General features: G+C 63.7%; 20 protein-coding genes. 4 read left to right on the forward strand and 16 right to left on the reverse strand.

Annotation, left to right across the window (positions count from 1 at the left end; genetic code table 11):
• Nucleotides 1–38 precede the first annotated feature (38 nt).
• The 3 genes from RFM52_RS01865 to RFM52_RS01875 are packed head-to-tail and all read right to left on the reverse strand — an operon-like array spanning nucleotide 39 to nucleotide 2302.
• Nucleotides 39–791 carry a glycosyltransferase family 2 protein gene (locus tag RFM52_RS01865; RefSeq protein ID WP_320294148.1) on the reverse strand — a complete coding sequence of 251 codons (753 nt, stop codon included), beginning with the start codon at nucleotides 789–791 and terminating at the stop codon, nucleotides 39–41.
• Entirely contained in the window at nucleotides 760–1836 is a 1077-nt protein-coding gene (locus RFM52_RS01870; protein WP_320294149.1) for a serine kinase, read from the reverse strand. Before RFM52_RS01870 ends, RFM52_RS01865 begins: the two co-directional genes overlap by 32 nt.
• A 37-nt stretch (nucleotides 1837–1873) precedes the next feature.
• The gene (locus tag RFM52_RS01875; protein ID WP_320294150.1) at nucleotides 1874–2302 is read right to left on the reverse strand and encodes a PqqD family protein; all 429 of its coding nucleotides are present in this window, start codon (nucleotides 2300–2302) and stop codon (nucleotides 1874–1876) included.
• Between the two features lie 621 nt (nucleotides 2303–2923).
• Between RFM52_RS01875 and RFM52_RS01880 the strand changes: the two genes are divergently transcribed.
• Entirely contained in the window at nucleotides 2924–3130 is a 207-nt protein-coding gene (locus RFM52_RS01880; protein ID WP_320294151.1) for a DUF680 domain-containing protein, read from the forward strand.
• Nucleotides 3131–3199: 69 nt separating this feature from the next.
• Nucleotides 3200–3433 carry a DUF680 domain-containing protein gene (locus tag RFM52_RS01885; protein WP_320294152.1) on the forward strand — a complete coding sequence of 78 codons (234 nt, stop codon included), beginning with the start codon at nucleotides 3200–3202 and terminating at the stop codon, nucleotides 3431–3433.
• An 88-nt stretch (nucleotides 3434–3521) separates the two neighbouring features.
• Here the strand turns inward: RFM52_RS01885 and RFM52_RS01890 are convergent, their stop codons facing one another.
• The 6 genes from RFM52_RS01890 to RFM52_RS01915 all read right to left on the reverse strand — a co-directional run bounded on the left by RFM52_RS01890 (nucleotide 3522) and on the right by RFM52_RS01915 (nucleotide 10356).
• Nucleotides 3522–4634: an ABC transporter ATP-binding protein gene (locus tag RFM52_RS01890; protein WP_320294153.1), complete on the reverse strand. Its 1113-nt coding sequence runs from the start codon at nucleotides 4632–4634 to the stop codon at nucleotides 3522–3524.
• Between the two features lie 35 nt (nucleotides 4635–4669).
• Nucleotides 4670–6346, reverse strand: coding sequence for a beta-galactosidase BglA (gene bglA / locus RFM52_RS01895; RefSeq protein WP_320294154.1), 1677 nt, complete (start codon nucleotides 6344–6346; stop codon nucleotides 4670–4672).
• A 4-nt stretch (nucleotides 6347–6350) separates the two neighbouring features.
• Nucleotides 6351–7505 (reverse strand): carbohydrate ABC transporter permease, encoded by a 1155-nt coding sequence (locus tag RFM52_RS01900; RefSeq protein WP_320294155.1) that lies wholly within the window; start codon nucleotides 7503–7505, stop codon nucleotides 6351–6353.
• 1 nt (nucleotide 7506) lies between these two features.
• Entirely contained in the window at nucleotides 7507–8520 is a 1014-nt protein-coding gene (locus RFM52_RS01905; RefSeq protein WP_320294156.1) for a carbohydrate ABC transporter permease, read from the reverse strand.
• Between the two features lie 166 nt (nucleotides 8521–8686).
• On the reverse strand, nucleotides 8687–10042 hold the full coding sequence (locus RFM52_RS01910) for an ABC transporter substrate-binding protein (protein ID WP_320294157.1): 1356 nt from the start codon (nucleotides 10040–10042) through the stop codon (nucleotides 8687–8689).
• Entirely contained in the window at nucleotides 10039–10356 is a 318-nt protein-coding gene (locus tag RFM52_RS01915) for a hypothetical protein (RefSeq protein WP_320294158.1), read from the reverse strand. The genes RFM52_RS01910 and RFM52_RS01915 overlap by 4 nt, the downstream gene beginning before the upstream one ends.
• Nucleotides 10357–10402: 46 nt before the next feature.
• Between RFM52_RS01915 and RFM52_RS01920 the strand changes: the two genes are divergently transcribed.
• Nucleotides 10403–11425 (forward strand): LacI family DNA-binding transcriptional regulator, encoded by a 1023-nt coding sequence (locus RFM52_RS01920; RefSeq protein WP_320294159.1) that lies wholly within the window; start codon nucleotides 10403–10405, stop codon nucleotides 11423–11425.
• A gap of 145 nt (nucleotides 11426–11570) precedes the next feature.
• Nucleotides 11571–12917: an NAD(P)/FAD-dependent oxidoreductase gene (locus RFM52_RS01925; protein ID WP_320294160.1), complete on the forward strand. Its 1347-nt coding sequence runs from the start codon at nucleotides 11571–11573 to the stop codon at nucleotides 12915–12917.
• A gap of 474 nt (nucleotides 12918–13391) precedes the next feature.
• Here RFM52_RS01925 and RFM52_RS01930 read toward each other — a convergent pair whose 3' ends face one another.
• The 7 genes from RFM52_RS01930 to RFM52_RS01960 all read right to left on the reverse strand — a co-directional run bounded on the left by RFM52_RS01930 (nucleotide 13392) and on the right by RFM52_RS01960 (nucleotide 21589).
• Nucleotides 13392–14849 (reverse strand): S8 family serine peptidase, encoded by a 1458-nt coding sequence (locus tag RFM52_RS01930; protein ID WP_320294161.1) that lies wholly within the window; start codon nucleotides 14847–14849, stop codon nucleotides 13392–13394.
• A complete protein-coding gene (locus RFM52_RS01935) occupies nucleotides 14839–15507 on the reverse strand; it encodes an anti-sigma factor (RefSeq protein ID WP_320294162.1) in 669 nt (222 codons plus the stop codon). The genes RFM52_RS01930 and RFM52_RS01935 overlap by 11 nt, the downstream gene beginning before the upstream one ends.
• On the reverse strand, nucleotides 15504–16070 hold the full coding sequence (locus RFM52_RS01940) for a sigma-70 family RNA polymerase sigma factor (RefSeq protein WP_320294163.1): 567 nt from the start codon (nucleotides 16068–16070) through the stop codon (nucleotides 15504–15506). Before RFM52_RS01940 ends, RFM52_RS01935 begins: the two co-directional genes overlap by 4 nt.
• A 279-nt stretch (nucleotides 16071–16349) precedes the next feature.
• Nucleotides 16350–17189, reverse strand: a complete 840-nt coding sequence (locus RFM52_RS01945) for an alkaline phosphatase family protein (protein ID WP_320294164.1) — start codon at nucleotides 17187–17189, stop codon at nucleotides 16350–16352.
• Between the two features lie 81 nt (nucleotides 17190–17270).
• Entirely contained in the window at nucleotides 17271–18860 is a 1590-nt protein-coding gene (locus tag RFM52_RS01950) for an ABC transporter substrate-binding protein (protein WP_320294165.1), read from the reverse strand.
• Between the two features lie 231 nt (nucleotides 18861–19091).
• Nucleotides 19092–20768, reverse strand: a complete 1677-nt coding sequence (locus tag RFM52_RS01955; RefSeq protein WP_320294166.1) for an ABC transporter ATP-binding protein — start codon at nucleotides 20766–20768, stop codon at nucleotides 19092–19094.
• The gene (locus tag RFM52_RS01960; RefSeq protein WP_320294167.1) at nucleotides 20768–21589 is read right to left on the reverse strand and encodes an ABC transporter permease; all 822 of its coding nucleotides are present in this window, start codon (nucleotides 21587–21589) and stop codon (nucleotides 20768–20770) included. The genes RFM52_RS01955 and RFM52_RS01960 overlap by 1 nt, the downstream gene beginning before the upstream one ends.
• Nucleotides 21590–21637: the final 48 nt, after the last annotated feature.

Below are 21637 nucleotides of genomic sequence, written 5' to 3' on the forward strand. Positions count from 1 at the left end.
CCTCGTTGGTCTTGCGCTGTCTCGCCCCCCGGCGCTCATCACATGACCTGCCAGTCGGGCGGGCTCTTGAATTCGAAAATTCCCGGAGCCTCGCGCAGCGAAGGATCCGCCCTGCGCCGTCTGATCGATTTGTGGATCGCCCGCAGGTGGTCGCGCAACCTGCCGTCATTCTCCCTGGTGGCGTTTCCCGCATGGCGCCGGTAGTAGATCGCGACGCTATCCAGCAGCTCGTAACGGGGGCCCGTTTCGAAGACGCGCAGCAGATAGTCTGTGTCCTCGGACAATTCGAACTCCTCGTCGAACCAGCCGATGCGATCGACAAGCGCCCGGCTGAACAGGGCGGTGCTCAAGGAGAGCCCGCGAAGCGTCATGATACGGCTGTTCGCGGCCGGCTCCAATGTCTCGTCGTCGATCCGGTCGGCCAGCGTCATAAGCGAGTAAGTCAGGTCGAGGGCGGGATGCGTTTCGAAATGGACGAGGTCGGCCTTGAACCGGCCGGGAAGCGAGATGTCGTCGGAATCGAGGAAGGACACGAAGCTGGCATCCGCCGGCAATTGCCGCAGACCTGCATTGCGGGCGCCGGCAACACCCGTATGAGCGTGCCGGAACAGGCGTATGCAGTTGTTCTCGTCCATCATGGCGCGAACCGCCTCGGCCGATCCGTCCGTCGACCCGTCGTCGATGACGATGATGTCGAGGTCGGCGGCGTCGCGCTGCCGCAGCAGCGAGCGCAGGGCCGGGACGACGAAGCGCTCGCGGTTATAGACCGGCATGATCACGCTCAGCTTCATCGGGCGCCCGCGCTAGGAAATTCGCAATCGTACCGGCAATCTCCTCGGGATGCGTCCCGAGGAAAAGCCGGTAGCACGGCAGCAAGCGTGTGAGATCGCTGAAGAAGCGAAAGCCGCTTTCCCGCTCGCCAGGCATCTGGGCAATGCCGGAGGGCGCCAGCGCGATGATGGCATCCTTGCGCGAAATCGGTGCGATCGAACTCGTCTTTCCGCCACTGACATGTGGCACCATCAACGCAGAAATGTCCAGAGTCGCACGCATTGGCCGAGGTGCTATCTCGTTAATGTGAAAGGCGTGCTTGCCTTGCCAGTTGATCGGGCGGTCTCCGCCCAGTCGTCTTTCCAACCCGAGCCGGGCAAAACCTTGCGGGTCCTGCTTCAGGACTGAAAACAGCGGCCGCGCGGTCACGCCGTTATCGAGGTCGATCAGCACATAGTCGTCGCCGACGCTGTCCAGCCCGTTGAGCAGGCCGGCAACGACGGTTCCGGATTTTCCCGCGCCCCCGGCGCCGGCCAGCAGCACGCCCTTGCCGTCGAGGCCCAGCGTGCCGGCATGGGCCAGGCGCATGCCGCGTGCGGCGTATTCCCAGTGCAGGAACGCGCGCAATGGCGCCCCCTGCTCCCAGGGTGGAAACGCGTCGGCGGACCGCATCAGCTGGACGCCGACCCGTCGGTCGGGATCATAGACCTGCCAGAAATCCAGATCGTGGAAATGATGGCCGCGCAGCCCCGCCTCGGCGAGTTTCTGGGCAAAGCCATGTTCGGTGAAATGCGCATCGCCCCAGCTTGCCGGCACCGGCATGTCGCCGACGCCCGGATGGCCGATGAAAATGCGGCATTGGCGCAAGTCCCGCCGACCGCCGTCGGCTTCCACGAACGCGTGGCCAAGGGCATCCGCGAGCGTGCCGGAATCGAGGTGCGCGATCAGTTCCAGCCCGGGCAGGCGGATGGTTCGCTGGACCGGGAATTGCGCGGCCGCGCTTTCGGCGGCGGCGAGGAGAAAGCGGGCGTAGTCCGGCAGGGTCTCGATCGTGACGCGTGGCATGGTCTGTTCCAGCCTGACCTGGCCCGTCGCCGGTCGCTCAGGAAACCTGCTTGACGGCGGGCCAGCCGAGCGGTTCCTCGACTTCGTGGATCGGGTCGACGGTGATGAGGTCGGCAAGATCGTCGTGGACGCTGACATTGAGCGGCTCGCGCGCCGACGCCAGCGCCGCCGGCAAATCGTCGGAAGAGGGCAGCGGCGTTGCGTCGGAAGGGGCCAGCAGCCCAAACTCGACCAGCTGCCCAATGAAGGACTCGAGCGTTGCGACGTCGATCATGGCAGCGCCCGCCGCGGATCGGATCAGCGCCTCGGTGCCAACACCCGAGGACAGCGCCTGCCACACCTTGCTGCCGGAATCGGAGAAGCCGAAATACTTGCCATTGGAGAGGTCGAGCACGACGGCTTCGCCGTCGAAGGATTCGAAGACGATGTCCCTGCTCGCAACGGCATAGACGTCGGAAAGAGGCATGTCCTTGACCCCGCTCTGCAATTCCAGCCGGCCGGCTGCGCCGGTCGTATCATTGCCTGACCCCTGGACAACGCCTGTAAACGGTCGATCCTTGCTTGGCAAGGCAAGGGGTGCCGGCGCCGTCTCGACCATTTTGGGGTTTGGTTGGCGGATCGAGACTTGATTTCCAGCATGGACAAGCAGGGGCTGCAACCTCTTCCGGCGCGAACGCGCTCTTGGCTCTCAGCCAGAACACGGTCCTGCAGCGGGCCGAATCGGCCTTTGAAACAGGGGGTAGGATGATTAACAGTATCGAAAAGTGACTATTAGGAGATTCTAAAATCGAACTGAACGGTTCGTTTCTGTTGACGGTGCGTGCAGGAAGGTGTGAACGTCGAGCCTCCGATACATTTGGTGAGCCAACTGCAGAATGCGCATAAGGGTTTGATTTTATTAAATAAAAATAAAGTCATAGGCATGCTTATCAAAATTTCAAGATGCGGAATCATGGTCCAGACGGAAAAACTTCGTGATTGGAATCCGGCAGCCGGTTCACCCAAATCAGCGTTGTCCGAACGACGCGATTTCATTCCCAAGACACGCCGCTAGACGGACTGAATAATGATACTGGAGTAGCAAAAAATGAAAAAGATTGTTCTCACTGCCGCAGCCCTTCTGGCAATTTCCGGCAGCGCCTTCGCTGGTAGCGACCATTACAACCCGAACGAAGCCAATCAGGCGGCCGCCAAGGTCGACTCGTCCTACACGGCTTCGGTCCACCAGTCCGCGCCGGCGACTCAGCAGTCTGCGACCACGGGCGCCGACCACAACCTTTTCGGCAACAACTAACAGCCGACCTTGAACCGGCGGCGGGCTTACCCGCCGCATCGGTCGGATTTGAAATTCAGGAGTACTAAAATGAAGAAGATTGTTCTTGCCACTGCGGCCTTGCTGGCCGTTTCGGGCGCCGCCTTTGCCGGCAGCGACAACTACGGCAACAGCGGCGTCAACCAGCCGGCCCCGGCTGTCGACACCACCCGCACGTCGTCGATCGGCACCGATTCGCCTGTCTACAAGCTGCTGAACTCGTCGCGCGACGCGCAGAAGTCGGCCCCTCAGGGTAGCGACCGGGACCACTTCGGCAACCGGTAACCAGTCGACTGTGGTTTGAAGGAAGGAGCGGCGGGCTTTGCCCCGCCGCTTTTTTACTTGCTGGGAAAGGCCAGTCATCCGAGAGGTGTCAGGCGGCCTTCGCTTCCTCGCGATGCAGCGTAAAGGAATGGCCGTCGGCGTCGAAGATGTGCAGATCGCCGCCGCCGGCGTTGAGCCGCAGCGTCTCGCCGCGCTTGACCTCGACATTGCCCGGCAGCTTGGCCACCAGCGGCAGGTCGGTCCGGCCGATATCGACATAGACGAGCTGAACCTCGCCGAGCTGCTCGATATAGTCGACCTTGCCTTCGAACAGATAGTCCGCGCCGGTCGCGATCGCGAGATCCTCCGGCCGCACGCCGAAGCTGACCGCGGCGCCATTCGCCGAGGCAGGCGTCGCGATCGGCACCGTCGCCTTGCGGCCGCCGACATGGCTGACCACGGTCGGATTGCCGGCCTTCTCGATCTTCGCCGGCAATATGTTCATCGCCGGCGAGCCGATGAACTGGGCGACGAACAGATTGCCTGGACGTTTATAGAGTTCCATCGGCGTGCCCACCTGCTCGACGACGCCTTCCTTCAGCACCACGATGCGGTCCGCCAGCGTCATCGCCTCGACCTGGTCGTGCGTGACGTAGATCATGGTCGTATTCGGCATCGATTCCTTGAGCTTGGCGATCTCGATGCGGGTGGCGACGCGAAGTGCCGCGTCAAGGTTCGACAACGGCTCGTCGAACAGGAACACCTTCGGGTTGCGCACGATGGCGCGGCCGATGGCGACGCGCTGGCGCTGGCCGCCCGACATCGCCTTGGGCAGGCGGTCGAGATATTTGGTCAGCTGCAGGATCTCCGCCGCCTGACGCACGCGCTTGTCGATCTCGGCCTTGCTTTCCTTGCCGATCTTCATCGAGAAGGCCATGTTGTCGTAGACCGTCATATGCGGATAGAGCGCATAGGACTGGAACACCATGGCGATGCCCCGCTTCGAGGGCGGCACGTCGTTCACCACCTCGCCGTCGATCTTCAGCTCGCCCGAGGTGATTTCCTCGAGGCCGGCGATCGACCGCAGCAAGGTGGATTTGCCGCAACCCGACGGCCCGACAAAGACGATGAACTCGCCCGATTTGATATCGAGGTCGATGCCGTGGAGAATGTTGAGGTTGCCGTATGATTTCTTCACCTGGTTCAGCGTGACATCGGCCATGTTTTTCCTCTCCCGTTGATCTCTGTTTTAGAAGTTCAGTCGATGCGCCCGAACCAGGCGCCATATCCGCCGAGGCGGACCGGCCCGGTGCCAGTCTGTCCCGAAAAGCCATGCCCGGGCAAGGGTTGCAGCGAGCCTTTACCGAGATCGACCTCGGCGGGCTTGCCGCCGAGGTTGAAGGCGCAGACGATCCGCTCATTGCCTTCGCGGCGCGTGAAGGCGACGGTATCGCCATCGCTTTCGATGAAGGTGATGTCGCCCTTGGCCAGCGCCGGATGCTGGCGCCGGAAGGCGAGGAAGCGCCGGTAATGTTCGAGCAGCGAGCTTGCGTCGCCCTGCTGCACGTTGACGGCCTGCGACAGGTGCTTGCCCGGCACCGGCAGCCACGGCTTGGCGCTCGAGAAACCGCCATTCTTGGCGGCAACGTCCCACACCATCGGCGTGCGGCAGCCGTCGCGGCCCTTGAACTCCGGCCAGAACCTTATGCCGTAGGGGTCCTGCAGGTCTTCGAACTTCAGCTCTGCCTCGCCAAGGCCGAGCTCTTCGCCCTGATAGATGCACACCGAGCCGCGCAGCGACATCAGAAGCGCCGAGATCACCTTCAGATAGGCGGTCGGATCCGCCTCGTTGGCGGCCCAACGCGAGGCGACCCGCATCACGTCATGGTTGGAGAAGGCCCAGCACGACCAGCCGTCGCTGGCGACCGTGCCGAAGGCCTCCAGCACCGCGCGCACTTTCGCCGCGCTGATCTTCTCCGGCGCCAGGAAATCGAAGGAATAGCACATATGCACGCGCTTGCCCTCGGCGGTGTAGGCGGCGACCACCTCCAGGCCGCGCTGGGAGTCGCCCACCTCGCCGACGGCGGCCTGCGCCGGATATTCGTCGAGCAGCGCGCGGAAGCGCTCGAGGAAGCCGAGGTTCTCCGGCCGGCTCTTGTCGTAGAGATGGTCCTGGTAATTGTAGGGATTGACCGCCGGCGCCGTCTGGTCGTTGCGCTGTTCCGGCGGCAGCGGCGGATTGTCCTCCAGCCCCAGGCTGTGGAAGTAGAAATTGATCGTGTCGAGGCGGAAGCCGTCGACGCCGCGCTCCAGCCAGAAACGGGTGATGTCGAGCAGCGCGTCCTGGACTTCGGCGTTGTGGAAGTTGAGGTCGGGCTGTTCGGCCAGGAAGTTGTGCATGTAATATTGCTGGCGGCTGGTATCCCACTGCCAGGCCGAGCCGCCGAAGATCGACAGCCAGTTGTTGGGCGGCGTGCCGTCGGGCTTGGCGTCGGCCCACACATACCAGTCGGCTTTTGGATTGTTGCGGCTGGAGCGGCTTTCCTTGAACCAGGGGTGGATGTCGGCGGTGTGCGACAGCACCTCGTCGATCATCACCTTGAGGCCCAGCCGATGGGCTTCCGTCACCAGCGCGTCGAAATCGGCGAGCGTGCCGAACATCGGGTCGACATCGCAATAATCCGACACGTCGTAGCCGAAATCCTTCATCGGCGATTTGAAGAAGGGCGAGATCCAGATGGCGTCGACGCCGAGCGAGGCGATGTAGGGCAGCCGCCGCACGATGCCTTTCAGGTCGCCGATGCCGTCGTCGTTGGAGTCCTGGTAGGAGCGCGGATAGATCTGGTAGATCACCGCGCCCCGCCACCAGTCGCGGTCGATGGCAGGGTCTGGGGCGGGGTCTGGTCTGGAAGTCGCCTTCAAAGCCGATTGCATATCTTCAACCTCCTTTCACCGAGCCGGCAAGCAGCCCGCGGACGAAATAGCGCTGCAGCGAGAAGAAGACGATCAGCGGCACGATGATGGTGATGAACGCCGATGTCGTCAGGATTTCCCAGTTGCCGCCGCGCGAGCCGAGCAGCGCGTTGAGCTTGGCCGTCAGCACGATCTGATCGGGCGCCGTGCCGAGGAAAACCATCGCCACCAGCAGATCGTTCCATACCCACAGGAACTGGAAGATGGCAAACGAGGCAAGCACCGGGAAGGACAGCGGCAACACGATCTTGACGAAGATCTCGAAGTCGCTGGCGCCGTCGATGCGCGCCGATTCCATGATCTCGCGCGGCAGGCCGGCAATGTAGCTCCTGAGCAGGTAGATGGCGAAGGGCAGGCCGAAGCCGGTATGCGCCAGCCAGATGCCGAGATAGGTCTTGGACGGCACGCCGAAGAAGGTGCCGACGCCGTTGTAGAGCTTGAGCAGCGGGATCAGCGACATCTGCAGCGGCACGACCAGCAGGCCGATGATGACGGCAATCAGCAGCGCCCGGCCCGGAAACCGCATCCAGGCCAATGCATAGGCCGCGAAGGCTGCGATCAGGATGGGGATGATCGTTGCCGGGATGGTCACCGTCAGCGAGTTCATGAACGAGCGGCCGATGCCTTCGGAAAACAGCACGGCATCGTAGTTGTCCGTGGTGAATTTCGGCGGCGCGGAAGAAGCGAAATAGACGCGCTGGCCGCGGTCGCCCTCGAAGGCTTTCGCGGAGGACAGGACAAACGTGCCGTCGGCATTCATCTGCAAGGCGACACCGTCGCCGAGATCGGCAGCCGTTCCGGCCTTGTACTGCGTCGGCGCGGACGATTTCACGCCGAAGGCGCTGATCTCGCGCTTGGGCCCGTCGCCGAAGATGTTGCCCTCGATGACGTATTTGCCGTCCTTCTGGGTTTGCGCCGATGCCGCGGGAAGTCGCCCGGCCTCGCTCTGGCTGGAACTGGCGAAGGAGTTCCACCAGCCCGATGCGACGATCTGGTCCTTGTCGCGCAGCGACGAGACGAGGATGCCGAGCGTGGGGATGGTCCAGATGACCACGAAGACGAACACGGCGATATGGACGCCGAAGCGGCCGGCGAAGGACTTTCCGGTGGACGCAGCCATCTCAATGCCCTCCCGTCTCTTTGTTGGCCTGGCGGATGTTCCAGACCATGATCGGGATGACCGCGATCATGATGATGATGGCGATGGTGGCGCCGCGGCCGAAATCGCCGCCGCCGCGGAACATCCAGTCGAACATCAGGTTGGCCAGCACCTGGCTGTTCCATTGGCCGTTGGTCATGGTCAGCACGATGTCGAACACTTTGAGCACCAGGATGGTGATGGTGGTCCAGACAACGGCGATGGTGCCCCAGATCTGCGGCACCATGATCTTCCAGAAGATCTGGAACGGGTTGGCGCCGTCGATCACCGCGGCCTCGAGCGTCTCTTCGGGAATGCCGCGCAGCGCCGAGGACAGGATCACCATGGCAAAGCCGGTCTGGATCCAGATCAGGATGATCATCAGGAAGAAGTTGTTCCAGAACGGCAGCGATATCCACACCTGCGGCTGGCCGCCGAAATACTGGATGATGGCGTTGAGCAGCCCGATCTGCACCTGGCCCTCGCCGCGATACTCGTAGATGAACTTCCAGATCACGCTGGCGCCGACGAAGGAGATGGCGAGAGGCAGGAAGATAAGGCTCTTGGCGATCGTGCCCCACCAGATCTTGTCGGTGAGTACGGCGATGATCAGCCCAAGGAAGGTGCAGGCCGCCGGCACCACCGCCAGCCAAAGCACATTGTTCAGGATCGAATTGCGGAAATCGTGATCGCCGAGCGCCCATTCATAATTGGCGAGGCCGACGAAATTCGTGCCGCCGCGATCGAGGAAGGAGAGCCTCAACGTCTCGATGACCGGGTAGATCAGATAGATGGTGAGGATGATCATCGCCGGGCCGACGAACAGCCAGGGCCGCACCAGTCCCTGCCGGCGCAAATTGTCGACGGCGGCGGTCCCCGAGACGCCGCGCGACGGGAAGACGAGGTCGAGCAGTTTGTTGGCGCCCCAGAAATAGGCGACACAGCCGCCGACGCCGATGATGATGACGAATATGGCCGAGAAAATCTGAGCCGCCATGGGTCCCTCTCCCTGCGCATGACCGGCCAGCCGAGGCTGCCGATCGGATGCACCGACTTTCGGTTATTCGGAACAATCGAAACGCGAAGGCTTCCGGCGTCGACCGCCGGTCGGATCCGGGCCGTAGCCCGGATCCAGGTGGAGGATTAGGAGGATTTCAGGACGCCTACTTGATGGCGTCCCAGCTTTTCTGGATGTCGGCGGCGACGTCCTGCGCGGACTTGCCGCCGACCAGGTCGATCATGCCGGTCCAGAACGAGCCCGCGCCGACCTTGCCGGGCATCAGATCGGATCCGTCGAAGCGGACCGTCGTTGCGCCGACCAGGATCTCGCCCTGCTTCTTCAGCGCGTCGCTGCCATAGGCGTCTTTGTTGGCCGACTTGAACGGGGTGACGAAGCTCTTCTGCGCCATCCACAATTCATGCGCGAGCGGCATTTCGAGGAACTTGATGAACTCGCGCGAGGCCTTGGAATCCTTGGTGATCATCACCAGCGTTCCCGCCACTTCCAGCGGCGTGCCCAGTTCCGGCTTGGAGGCGTAAGGCGGATAGGGGAAGAAGTCCGCGTCCTGGCCGAGCTTCACGTTTTCCGGGAAGAAGGAGGGGATGAACGATGCCTGATGGTGCATGTAGCACTTGGGCGGCACGGTGAAGAGGCCCTTCGGGCTGTCGCGGAAGTCGGTCGCCGCGACCGCCTTGGCGCCGCCATCCACCATCTTGTCGTCGGTGGCGATCTTGCCGAAGATGTCGATGGCGTTGACCACCGCCGGGTCGGTGAACGGGATCTCGTTCTTCACCCACTTGTCGTAGACTTCCGGCGGCTGCGTGCGCAGCATGATGTCCTCGACCCAGTCGGTCGCCGGCCAGCCGGTGGCGCCGCCCGAGCCCAGCCCGATGCACCACGGTTTGCCGCCGTCGGCGACGATCTTCTTTTCGAGATCGGCGAGCTCTTCCTGGGTCTTCGGCACCTTGTAGCCGGCTTCCTGGAAGTTGTCGGGCGAGTACCAGACCAGGCCCTTCACGTCGATCTTGTAGGGGAAGGCGTAGAAGCCCGGCTTGCCGTCCTTGCCATTATAGGTGCCGAGCTTGGCCCAGGAGTCGCCGGCGGCGTAGTTTTCCTTGATCCAGGCGGCAACGTCGTCGCCCAGCGGGGTCAGCACGCCCTTGGAAGCAAGATCCTGGATGAGGCCGGGCTGCGGCAGGACGGCGATGTTGGGCGGGCTGCCGGCCTGGGTGTCGATGACGATCTGCTGCTCATAATTTTCGGACGAGGAATATTTGACCTCGGCGCCGGTCGCTTCCTGGAAATAGTCGAGAACGGACCGCACAAGCGTCTCGTCCTCGCCACGCCACGGTCCGAAGATCGTCAGCGTCTCGCCCTTGAGGTCGACCTTCTTGAGGTCGTCGTAATTCGCCCAGTGAAACTTCGGATCCTCGCCCGGCTTGAATTTCAGCTCGGCATGTGCCGGCAGGCCAAGGGTGAGCGCAGCGAACGCGGCACCCAAGAGAAGCATTTTCTTCATCGCAGTCCTCCCAGTGTTGAAACAGTTCGGACGAAACCTCCATTTCGTCCGCCGACGCCCGCGGAACTGTGACTCAGCGAAAGGGCAACCGCAACCTTTCGAAGAGACTTCCAAAGCGCTTTGGCTGCTTTGATCTCGCCATTGAATTGCCTGGGAGTCAAGTAGGGGAGTTCATTAATCGATTTAAATCCGACCGGATTGGGTAAAAAAGTGCGCTGCAGCATAGTTTTTTGGCACCGCAGCAGCAATTTTGCTTCAAACAGCGCTGATCGCGCTCTAAGGTCATGATGCTTGGCGATCACGCCAACAATCATCGGATCGATTCCTATTTGAAAGCGCTTTGAGGCTGGAGGGCCTCCGATGAACCTCAAGCAACTGTCGCACATGCTGTCGCTTTCGCAGACCACGGTGAGCCGGGCGCTCAACGGCTATCCCGAGGTCAGCGAGGAAACCCGGCGCCGGGTCATGGACGCCGCCAAGCGCCATGGCTACCGGCCGAACCCCAGCGCGCGCCGGCTCGCCACCGGCAAGTCGGGAATGATCGGCTATGTGCTGCCGACGGGCGCCGCCGTCGACATCGATCCGCATTTCGTCGAATTCCTCTCCGGCCTCGGCGACTATGCCCGGGCGCACGAGCTCGACCTCGTGCTTTCGCCCGCCGATGCCGACGACGAGGAAACCACCTACCGGCGCATCGTCGCCAACCGGCAGGTCGACGCCGTCTACCTTTCCTCGCCGCGTCCGGCCGACAGGCGGCTGGCGCTGGTCAACACGCTGGGCATTCCCTTCATCGTCCATGGCCGCAGCGAAGGCTTCGACTTCGACTATCCCTATCTCGACATCGACAATGAGGGCGCCTTCCACGAAGCGGCGCGGCTGCTGATCCAGCTCGGCCACAAGCGCCTGGCGCTGATCAACGGCAACGAGCGCGAGACCTTCGCCATCCACCGCGAGCGCGGTATGCGCCGCGCGCTCGCCGCGAGCGGCCTGACGCTCGGCGAACGCCACATCCGCTCGATGACCATGACCGAGGAAAACGGCTATCGCGCCGCCCGCCGCCTGCTCGAGGAAGATGAGCCGCCGACGGCTATCGTCTGCTCCAGCCTGATCATGGCGCTGGGCGTCGTGCGCGCAGTGCGCGACCTTGGCCTGACCATTCCGGGCGACCTGTCGCTGGTCGCGCATGACGACGTCTTCCCCTGGTTGCGGCCGGAGAATTTTCCCGTGCCGCTGTCGACGACCCGCTCCTCGATCCGCCTTGCCGGCGCCCGCGTCGCCGAGCGCCTGGCGGCTCGGATATCGGGATTGGAAGAGGGCGCGCGCGGCGAGGTCTGGCCGGTGGATCTGGTGGTGCGGGGATCGGTGGCCGGCGCGCCGGTCTAGGTCACGATTCGACAGCTTCGCCGAGCGCTCCCTTCTGGACTGCCTTTGTCGTCGTGGGACAACGATCCGCCTTCGGCTGCTCCTGATCTCGGACGGTGACAACCGGTAAGCCATAACCGTCAACCAGTCCTTCAGAGTGCGCCATTTGCTCACGTTCCCGTTCACCGAAGCGGATCCAATCCAATACCCCGGGCCGCCGCCGAAGACGTCGCAGGTGGTGATTGTCGGTGGCGGCATCATCGGCGCAACCACGGCGCTCTTCCTTGCCTCCCGCAACATTCCGGTGACGCTGCTGGAGAAGGGCCGCGTCGCGGCCGAGCAGTCCTCCCGGAACTGGGGCTGGATCAGAAAGCAGGGACGGGACGCGGACGAGCTGCCGATTGTCATCGAGGCTATTCGTCTGTGGCGGCAACTGGCCGAGGAATGCGGCGAAGACATCGGGCTGAACCAGACCGGCGTGACCTATCTGGCGAATGCCGACAAGGACATGGCCGGCTTCGAAGCGTTCATGAAGATCGCCGCGATCCATGATCTCGACACGCGCCTCCTTGACGCGAACGAGACCGCGAAACTCATCACCGGCATGTCGCGCAGGTTCGCGGGCGCGATGACGACGCCCTCCGACATGCGTGCGGAACCTTGGCTGGCGGTGCCAGCGCTGGCCAGGCTCGCCGTGCGAAAAGGCGCCAGGATCGTCGAGAACTGCGCGGCGCGAGGCCTCGACATCGCGGCCGGCAGGATCAAGGGCGTGTGGACCGAGGCGGGATATATCGAGACCTCCACCGTGCTGGTCGCGGGCGGCGCCTGGTCGTCCCTGTTCCTGGCGCGGCACGGCGTGTCCATCCCCCAGCTCAGCGTTCGGGTGACTGTGGCCGCAACGGAACCCCTGGCCGAGATCTATGCAGGTGCGGCCGCCGACAATCACATCGCTTTCAGGCGCAGGCAGGATGGCGGATACACGCTCGCAGGAGGCAGCAGCCATCTGCTTTACCTGGGGCCTGACGCATTCCGGCACGCCACCAAGTATATTCCCGCCCTCAGGAACGATCCGTTCGGAGCGCGCTATTTTCCGTTCGCTCCGTCAGGCTACCCGGATGGCTGGTCGACGCCGCGCGATTGGGCGCCGGATTCGCCGAGCCCTTTCGAGAGAATGCGGGTGCTCAACCCGGCCCCTGAACCGGCCCGGCTTCGTAGGATCGAGCGCAATTTCAAACAGCTTTTTCCGCAGTTCGACAAACTTCGCCTGAAGGTCGGCTGGGGCGGCATGATCGACGCCATGCCGGATGTCGTCCCCGTCGTGGACCGGGTCCAGGCGATCGGCGGTCTTTTCGTCGCGACCGGAATGAGCGGCCACGGCTTCGGTATCGGGCCCGGCATAGGCCGCGTCGTCTCCGACATGATCCAGGGAAACGAAACTGGGCACGACCTCAGCCGCTTCCGGCTGCCGCGCTTCTACGATGGAAGCCCTGTCCGGTTAGGGCCGGCGCTTTGAATAGCTGCTCGAAGTGCGTTCTCGATCGTCACGGCAACGGGCCGCTGATTGCTCCCCTCTCGGCAATTGGGATGGCCGACTAATTCCCCGACAGGGATTTTGAAAGGTTGCCGTTTGTCTTGACGCAAGATTTTTCACTCAGATCCGTGAAACCAGAGCAAACGCCGGGGATTGGTCGAAAGCCGCCCCAACGTCGTCATTCTATGGCGAAGCAAGGAGCGAAGCGACGCGGCGCAGACCATAGAATCCATGCCGTGACTTGGAAGCGCTGCTACGGTGCAGAATTCTGCTCCGCTGCACGCCTTGGCGAAGGTAACGGCATGGATTCTAGGGTCTTCGCGACGGAGCTCCGCTCCTGCTCCGCCCTAGAATGACGATCGCAACGGGCGTTTCGGCCAATCTCCAAGGCATGCCACCTTCCAACGCAAACAGAGCCGACCGGTCAAAATCTCCGTGCAGTGTCACTAGTTGGACTTACTCCTTCGCCGCTTCCGCCGCCTTCGTGTCGATCAACCCATAGCCGAAATCATTGTCCCGCCCCTTCGGCCCAAGATCCTTGGCGGTTGCCGCCAGCGCCTTCTCGATCTCGTCGGCCGAACGGTCGGGCGCGGCATGGATCAGGTTGGCGATGGCACCGGACACGATCGCCGCAGCGAAGGAGGTGCCGGTCACGACGTCGGAGCCGGCGCCGCTCGGCGCCACCATCTCGACGCCCGGCGCCGAGATGAAGACGTAGGCGCCGCGATTGGCTTGCGGCATCAGCCCGTCCTTGGCGTCGGTGGCGGTGACGGCGATGACGCCGTCGAAGGCAGCCGGATAGCCATAGGGCGCCTTCGGCCCGTTGTTGCCGGCGGCCGCGACCAGCACGACGCCGAGGGCCCGCGCATTGCGGCACGCGGTGCCAAGCAGGTCGTTCTTCGGCCCGACGAAGCTCATGTTGATGATGCGCACGTCCTGTTCGGCCGCCCAGTCGAGCGCCGACAGGATGACGTCCATGGTCGACTTGCCGCCTTCGAAGGCGCGCGCATGATAGATCCTGGCGCCCGGCGCCATGCCTTCCAGCGGACCGACGCCGGCAATCAGCCCGTCGACCGAGGTGCCGTGGTCGCGCTTCTCGATCGGCACGTTCGGCATCGCGTCATATTGCTCGGCGATAACGCCGGCAAGCGCCGGGTTGGTGTCGTCGATGCCGGTGTCGATGACGGCGACCCGCACATTCTCGCCGCTCGCCTGTTTCGAATCGAGCGCGATGCGGTCGAAGGCATAGTTCACGATGCCGGCCGCCTGCTGCAGCGTATAGATGTGGTTGGGCTCGCGCCGCTGCGTACGCCCGTCGGCGGCAAGCTGCGCCAGCACCACGCCGACCGGGCGCCCGTCGGTGATGCCGAAGCGCACCAGCGTGGTGCCGAGCAGCCGCGACTGGCGTTGCGAGCGCACCTGCAGGCCGAAGGAAGTGGCGATCTGCTGCACGACGCCGGCGTCGCCATCGACCGTCACCAGCACTTCGTCCGGCACGAACGCGCCGGCAATCGCGCGCGGCGGCTCGGCCAGGTTGAGGCCCTGCGGCACCGTGACGGGTCCGCTCGGCGTCGGGGCCGGCGTGGGCGTGTTGGGAGAGCCGTTCGACGATGATGTTCCGCCGGACGGTGCGGGCGTTTGCGGAGCCGCGCCGGCGGGCGAGTTCGGGAACAGGTCGACGATCAGCGCCGGCAGGAACACCGCGCCGCCCGTGACCGTGCCGTTGCCCGGCGCGCCACCATTGCCCTTGGCGCCGCCGTCCTTGTCGCAGCCCGTGCCTGCGGCTGTCGTGCGGTCGAGGCAGTCGACCTGCTTTTGCGTCAGGTTGGGATCGTTGGTCTGCGCAAACGCCGGCGCGGCGACAAGTGCCGCCGCGAGGATTGCCGCGTGAAGAATGACCGCCTTAGCCGCCATCGACCGGTTTCCTTCCCTGCATCACAGCATCCGCGAAAGGCTGGGCGGCAATAAGGCCGACAATCCGGTCATAGTCGGCGGCCGTGTTGGCCGGGATCGTCAGGTGGAACACGCCGTCCGCGGTCGGGCCGCTGGCGATCTTCAACCCGTTCTGGCCGAGGAAGGCGGTGATGTCGGCCATTCTGGCATCCGGCTTGAACTTCACCAGGGCGAAAGGCAGCTTCGCCAGATCGTCCTGCGCGCCGGCCACCTCGAAGTCGTTGCCCTTGCCGCCCGGCTGTTCGAAGGACTGCACCAGGACAAGCGCAAGCAACGCCGCGGCCGCCGCCCAGGCGACGCCCGCCGGCATGGCCGTGACCCGACCGAAGACTTTCGCCAGCCATGACTGGCCGGCCGGAGCGCGCGCTGGGCCGGCCTCCGCATCCAGCGCCCGGGCAAAGCGAGAAAGCGCGTCGGCCGGCGGGCGGATCGTCTCGTTGGCGGCGGCGGTGCCGGAAAACTCGGCCTCGGCTTCGCCAAGCGCGGCAAGCGCCGCCGGATCGTTAGCCAGCCATTCCTCGACGGCCTCCAGTTCGGCGCCTTCCAGTGAGCCGTTCAGGTAGAACGGCAGCAGCGTTTCCATCTCGTCGCGGCGCGACATCTTTTCAGCGGCGCTCATGGCCACCCCCTGTCGTAACCGGCGGCCTTGAGGGCTTCGCCGAGTTTCTTGCGGGCGTAGAACATCCTCGTCTTGACGGTCGCGACCGGAATGTCGAGCACCTCGCCGATCTCGGTCACCGACTGTCCATGGTAATAGGCAAGGTCGATCACCGTGCGGTGCTCTTCCGGCAGGGCGTCGATCATGCGGCGCAAGGCGGCGGCCTTGTCCTCCTTCATGGTCACGACCTCAGGCGTGTCGGCGCTGTCGGGAACTTGCGCCGCATCGTCGTCGTCGATCCAGTCTTCCTTCTTCTTGCGCAGCATGGACAGCGCCTTGAAGCGGGCGATGCCGAGCAGCCACGTGGAAACTTCAGAGCGCCCCTCGAAGCCGGGCGCCTGTTTCCACAGCTCCAGAAAGACCTCGTTCGCGATATCGTCGGCCATCATTTCCGATCCCGTCTGGCGCACCACGAAGCGGTAGACCCGCGCGTGGTGACGCATGAACAGGAGCCGGACGGCGGCCCGGTCGCCCTTCGCGACCCGGTCCACAAGCGCGCGATCGGTTTCCGTCGCCGCGTTCATGGCCGGTCGAGCCGCCTGGCTCCTCGTGGCTCTGTCGCTGATCGGTCCAAAAAGGTTCACCCTCCGCCAAGGATTTTTCGGAGGCTAACCGAAGAAAGGGGAGGTTGCCAGTAGGGGCGCTTTTCCTTCTCCCCTTGTGGGAGAAGGTGGCCGCGAAGCGGCCGGATGAGGGGTGCTCCAGGAATGCCAGCGTCTCGCTTCGCTGGAGCACCCCTCAACCGTCTCGGCGCTGCGCGCCGATCCACCTTCTCCCACAAGGGGAGAAGGGGAAGATGGCGCTTACCTCAAAAATACCTTCGCCTTCATCGTCTCGGGTATTTCCACGCCGAGCCGGCTCAACACCGTCGGCGCGAGCTGCAACTGGTCGAGCAGCGTGTCGGCCTCAGGCCCCTTGGCCGGGCCGAAATAATAGAGCGCGAAATCCTGCATCTCGTCGTCGCGGCCGCCATGATGGCCACGGTCGGTCTGGCCATGGTCGGCCGTCACCATCACTTCATAGCCGGCTGCGCGCCATTGCGGCAGGAAGCCTGCCAGCATGGCGTCCATCGCATAGCAGGCATGGTCCATCTCGTGGCAGTCATGGCCGAAGCGGTGACCCATCGAATCCAGCGTGCAGGTGTGCAGGATGCCGTAGTCGATGCCGTGGCGCTTCGCCAGCATGGTCAGCGTCGCGAACAGGTCGACGTCGCTCGGCGTCATCTGGTTCTTGAGATTGTAGCCGGTCATGGTGTGGAAGCGGCCATGCGTGATCGGCCCGGAGGGCTCGTCGAACTCCATGTCCTCGACAAGGTCGAACGGGTACGAGCGGAAGAATTCCGACCAGTAGGAATGGGTCACGGCGCCCGTCCTGCCGCCGGCCTTGCTGACTTCGGAAAAGATATCCGGCTGCGTGACGCGAAAACGGTTCTCGTTGGAAAGGATGCCGTGCACCTGCGGCGTGACGCCGGTGTGGATCGAGGCGTAGCAGCAGGCCGAGGTCGACGGCAGCACGGAACGCATCTTCCAGACCTGCGCCTCGCCGGACTGCGCCCAGCCCTCGAGGTTGCCCATCAGCCGGCGCCAGTTCCGGTAGGGCACGCCGTCGAGGATGATGAGCAAAAGCTTGGATTTGAGCGCCACGGAAGGTTCCTGTGATTGGTCTTCGAAACAAAAGCGCCGCGTGTCGCGCGGACACGCGGCGCTGCTTTGGATAGCTCGATATCAGGCGCTCAGCCAGCACTCGTTGAGCGCATAGCCGTCCATCATCTCGCCGTTCGGGTTCTTCACCCAGCCGCCGACCTTCTTGGTGTTGGCGGCATCGACGAACTGGTTGAAGAACGGCACGATCAGGCCGCCTTCGTCGCGCATCAGCATCGCCATGTCGCGATAGATCGCCTTGCGCTTGGGCTGGTCCAGCTCGGCGCGGGCCGTGTAAAGCATCTTGTCGAATTCGGGCCGCTTGAAGCGCGTGTCGTTCCAGTCGGCGGTCGACAGATAGCCGGTGGAATACATCTGGCCCTGCGTTGGCCGGCCGCCCCAGTAGGAGAGCGAGAAGGGCTGCTTGTTCCACACTTCCGACCAGTAGCCGTCGCCCGGCTCGCGCTTGATTTCGATCTTGATGCCGGCCTTGGCGCAGCTCTGCTGGTAGAGCTGCGCGGCGTCGACCGCGCCGGGGAAGGCGACGTCCGAGGTGCGCAGCAGGATCGAGCCGCTATGGCCCGACTTCTTGTAGGCGGCGGCCGCCTTTTCCGGATCGAACTTGCGCTGCTCGATGTCGGAGGAAAACAGCGGATAGGCTTCGTTGATCGGAAAGTCGTTGCCGACCGAGCCATAGCCGCGCAGGATCTTGTCCAGCATTTCCTCGCGGTCCATCGCCAGCTTCAACGCCATCCTGAGGTCGTTGTTGTCGAAGGGCGCGGTGTCGCAGAACATGTTGAACGGGTAATAGCCGCGCCCGGCGACGTTCTCGATGCTGACGCCCGGCATGCGTTTCACCAGGTCGACCACCTTGGGCTCGACACGGTTGATCAAGTGCACCTGGCCGCCCTGCAGCGCCGCAAGCCGGGCCGTCGCATCGTTGATGACGACGATTTCGATCTGGTCGGCATGGCCGGCCTTGTCGCCGCGCCAGTAATTGGCGAAGCGCTCGCCGCCATGCTTCACGCCGGGCTGGTTGACGCTGACCTTGTACGGACCGGCGCTGATACCGGCATTCGGATTCTCCTTGCCGCCATTCGGCTGGATGACGAGATGGTAGTCGGCCATCAGATAGGGGAAGTCGGCATCGGCGTCGCTGAGCGTCACCACCACGTCCTTGCCGTCGGCCTTGACGGTCTTGATGTTCTTCAAAATGCCGAGCGCGCCGGATTTCGACTTCTCGTCGGCATGGCGCTCGAGCGTCGCGACAACGTCTTCCGCCTTCACCGTCTTGCCGTTGTGGAACTCGATGCCGTCGCGGATCTTCATCGTCCAGGTCTTGGCGTCGGCCGACGCGCCGATCTCCTCGGCGATCAGGTTCTCGACACTGCCGTCAGGCGTCAGGCGGACGAGGAATTCGCCCCACTGCTTGCAGAAGCTGTAGGTCACCTGGCTGAGGTTAAGCGCCGGGTCGAGGCTGTTGGTCGATTCACCGCCCTGCAGGCCGGCCTTGATGATGCCGCCTTTCACTGGCGTCGCGGCAAAAGCCTTGCCGGCCAGTGTCGTCGCCAGCGCCGCCGAGGCGCCGAGCGCCACCGCGCGGCCGAGGAAATCGCGCCGCGAGATCCTGCCCTTGCCGGCGAGTGCGGCGAGATGGTCGAGTTCGGTCTGCATGTCCTGCCCCCATTTGAGATTGATTTGGTGCGGGCTCTACCTGCCCGCAGCCGATCTTTCCCGTTCCCCATTGCAGCCGCATGACAGCGGCCGCCTAGGCGGCAGACTTCACACTTTTCCGGGAATTGCTTTAGAGCATGATCCCGAAAAGTGGGAACCGGTTTTCGGAAAAGATCATGCCCAAACAAAGAGTTAGAGCGGGATGGCGATTCAACGAAACGTCATCCTGCCCTAGTTTCCGGCGCTCGCCATGCGCCGTCCCGCGATCGCCTTCTCCAGCCAGCCGATCTCCATTTCGGGCACGGAGGAGAGCAGCAGGTCCGTGTAGGCGTCGAAGGGCGGCGTCAGCACCTTGCTCTTGGAGCCGTAGCGCACCACCTCGCCGCGATACATCACCGCGATCGAATCGGCGATCGACTTTACCGTTGCCAGGTCATGCGTGATGAACAGATAGGCGACCTTCTCCACCTGCTGCAGATTGAGCAAGAGCTTCAGGATGCCGTTGGCGACCAGCGGGTCGAGTGCCGAGGTCACCTCGTCGCAGATGATCAGCTTCGGCTTGGCGGCGAGCGAGCGGGCAATGCAGACGCGCTGCTTCTGGCCGCCGGACAATTCGGCTGGGTAGCGGTCGACGAAACCCTTGCCCATCTCGATCTCGTCGAGCAGCTCGGCGACGCGCTTGTCGCGCTCGCGGCCCTTGATGCCGAAATAGAACTCCAGCGGCCTGCCGATGATGGTGCCCACCGTCTGGCGCGGGTTCATCGCCACGTCGGCCATCTGGTAGATCATCTGCAGCTGGCGCAAATCCTCCTTCGGCCTGTCGGCCAGCCTGTTGGCGAGCGGCCTGCCGTCAAAGGTGACGGTGCCTTGCTCAGGCGGCAACAGGCCGGTGATGGCGCGCGCCAGCGTCGACTTGCCGGAACCGCTCTCGCCGACGACGGCAAGAGTCTGGCCGGGATAGATGTCGACCGAGACGTTCTTCAGCACCTTGACATGCCCGCCGCCATAGGCGGCCGTCACATTCTTCACCGACAGGAACGGCGTTGTGCCGGGTTGCTGTTCCCGGTGCTCGATCTCATGCACCGAAACCAGCGCGTTGGTGTATTCCTGGCGCGGTTCCTTGATGATCTGCCGCGTGCCGCCCCACTCCACCAGCCGGCCATGGCGAAGCACCATGATTTCGTCCGACACCTGGGCGACGACCGCAAGGTCGTGGGTGATGTAGAGGGCCGCGACATGGGTGTCGCGGATAGCGTCCTTGATCGCCGCCAGCACGTCGATCTGCGTCGTCACGTCAAGCGCCGTGGTCGGCTCGTCGAAGACGATGAGGTCGGGCTCCGAGCAGAGCGCCATCGCCGTCATCACGCGCTGCAGCTGGCCGCCGGAGACCTGGTGCGGATAGCGCTCGCCGATCGTTTCGGGATTGGGCAGGCTGAGCTTCTTGAACAGCGCAATAGCCCGCTTCTCGGCCTCGGCGCGCGTCGCGGTACCGTGCAGGAGCGTCGCCTCGACCACCTGGTCGATCAGCTTGTGCGCCGGATTGAAGGCGGCTGCCGCCGACTGCGCGACATAGCACACCTCGCGTCCGCGCAGCGCCCGCACGCCTTTTGGTCCGACCTTCATGATATCACGGCCGTTGAGGATTACCTCGCCGCCGGTGATGCGCACGCCGCCGCGGCCATAGGCCATGGACGACAGGCCAATGGTCGACTTGCCGGCGCCGGATTCGCCGATCAGGCCGAGAACCTTGCCTTTCTCGAGCGTCAGCGAGACCTCGTGGACAAGTGTGATGGTCTTCGGCGCCTCGCCCGGCGGATAGACGGTCGCCTCGATGCGCAGGTTGCGGATGTCGAGGAGCTTGCCTGAACTTGCCTGCCCGGACTTTGCCTTTGCCTGGTTCTCAGCCATCAGCCGCGTCCTCCCTTCAGGCTCGTCGTGCGGTTGAGCACCCAGTCGGCGACGAGGTTGACCGAGATCGCCAGCACCGCGATCGCGGCCGCCGGGATCAGCGCCGCCGGAATGCCGAACACGATGCCGTCCTTGTTCTCCTTCACCATGCCGCCCCAGTCCGAATCCGGCGGCTGCACGCCAAGGCCGAGGAAGGACAGCGCCGACAGGAAGAGCACGGCGAAGATGAAGCGCACGCCAAGCTCCGCCACCAGCGGCGACAAAGCATTGGGCAGGATCTCGCGGAAGATGATCCATGCCTTGCCTTCGCCGCGCAGCTTCGCCGCCTCGACGAAGTCCATGACGTTGATGTCGACGGCAACGGCGCGCGACAGGCGATAGACGCGGGTTGAGTCCAGAATGCCCATGACCAGGATCAGCGTCAGCGTGGTCGTCGGCAGCACCGACAATACGACGAGGCCGAAGATCAGCGTCGGGATCGACATCAAAAGGTCGACGAAGCGCGACAGCAGCGTGTCGAACCAGCCGCCGAACACAGCCGCCGTGAAGCCGAGGATCGAGCCCAGCGAGAAGGACAGCGCCGTCGCCGCCACCGCGATCTCCATGGTGATGCGCGCGCCATAGATCATGCGCGAGATAAGATCGCGGCCGAGATTGTCGGTGCCCAGCCAGTGGGCGGCCGACATCGGCTCCCAGACGTCGCCGACGATCTCGCCATTGCCATGCGGCGCGACCCAGGGCGCGAAGATGGCGCAGAACGCAAGGAAGCCGGTCAGGATCAGCCCGACCCAGGCGGTGAACGGGATTTGTCGTAGCGCCATTCGCCTCAATTCCCCCTTTGGTCGTTTAGCATCCGGCCCATCACTTTC

This window comes from Mesorhizobium humile (genome assembly GCF_033977215.1).
GTDB classification, from domain to species: Bacteria; Pseudomonadota; Alphaproteobacteria; order Rhizobiales; family Rhizobiaceae; genus Mesorhizobium; species Mesorhizobium humile.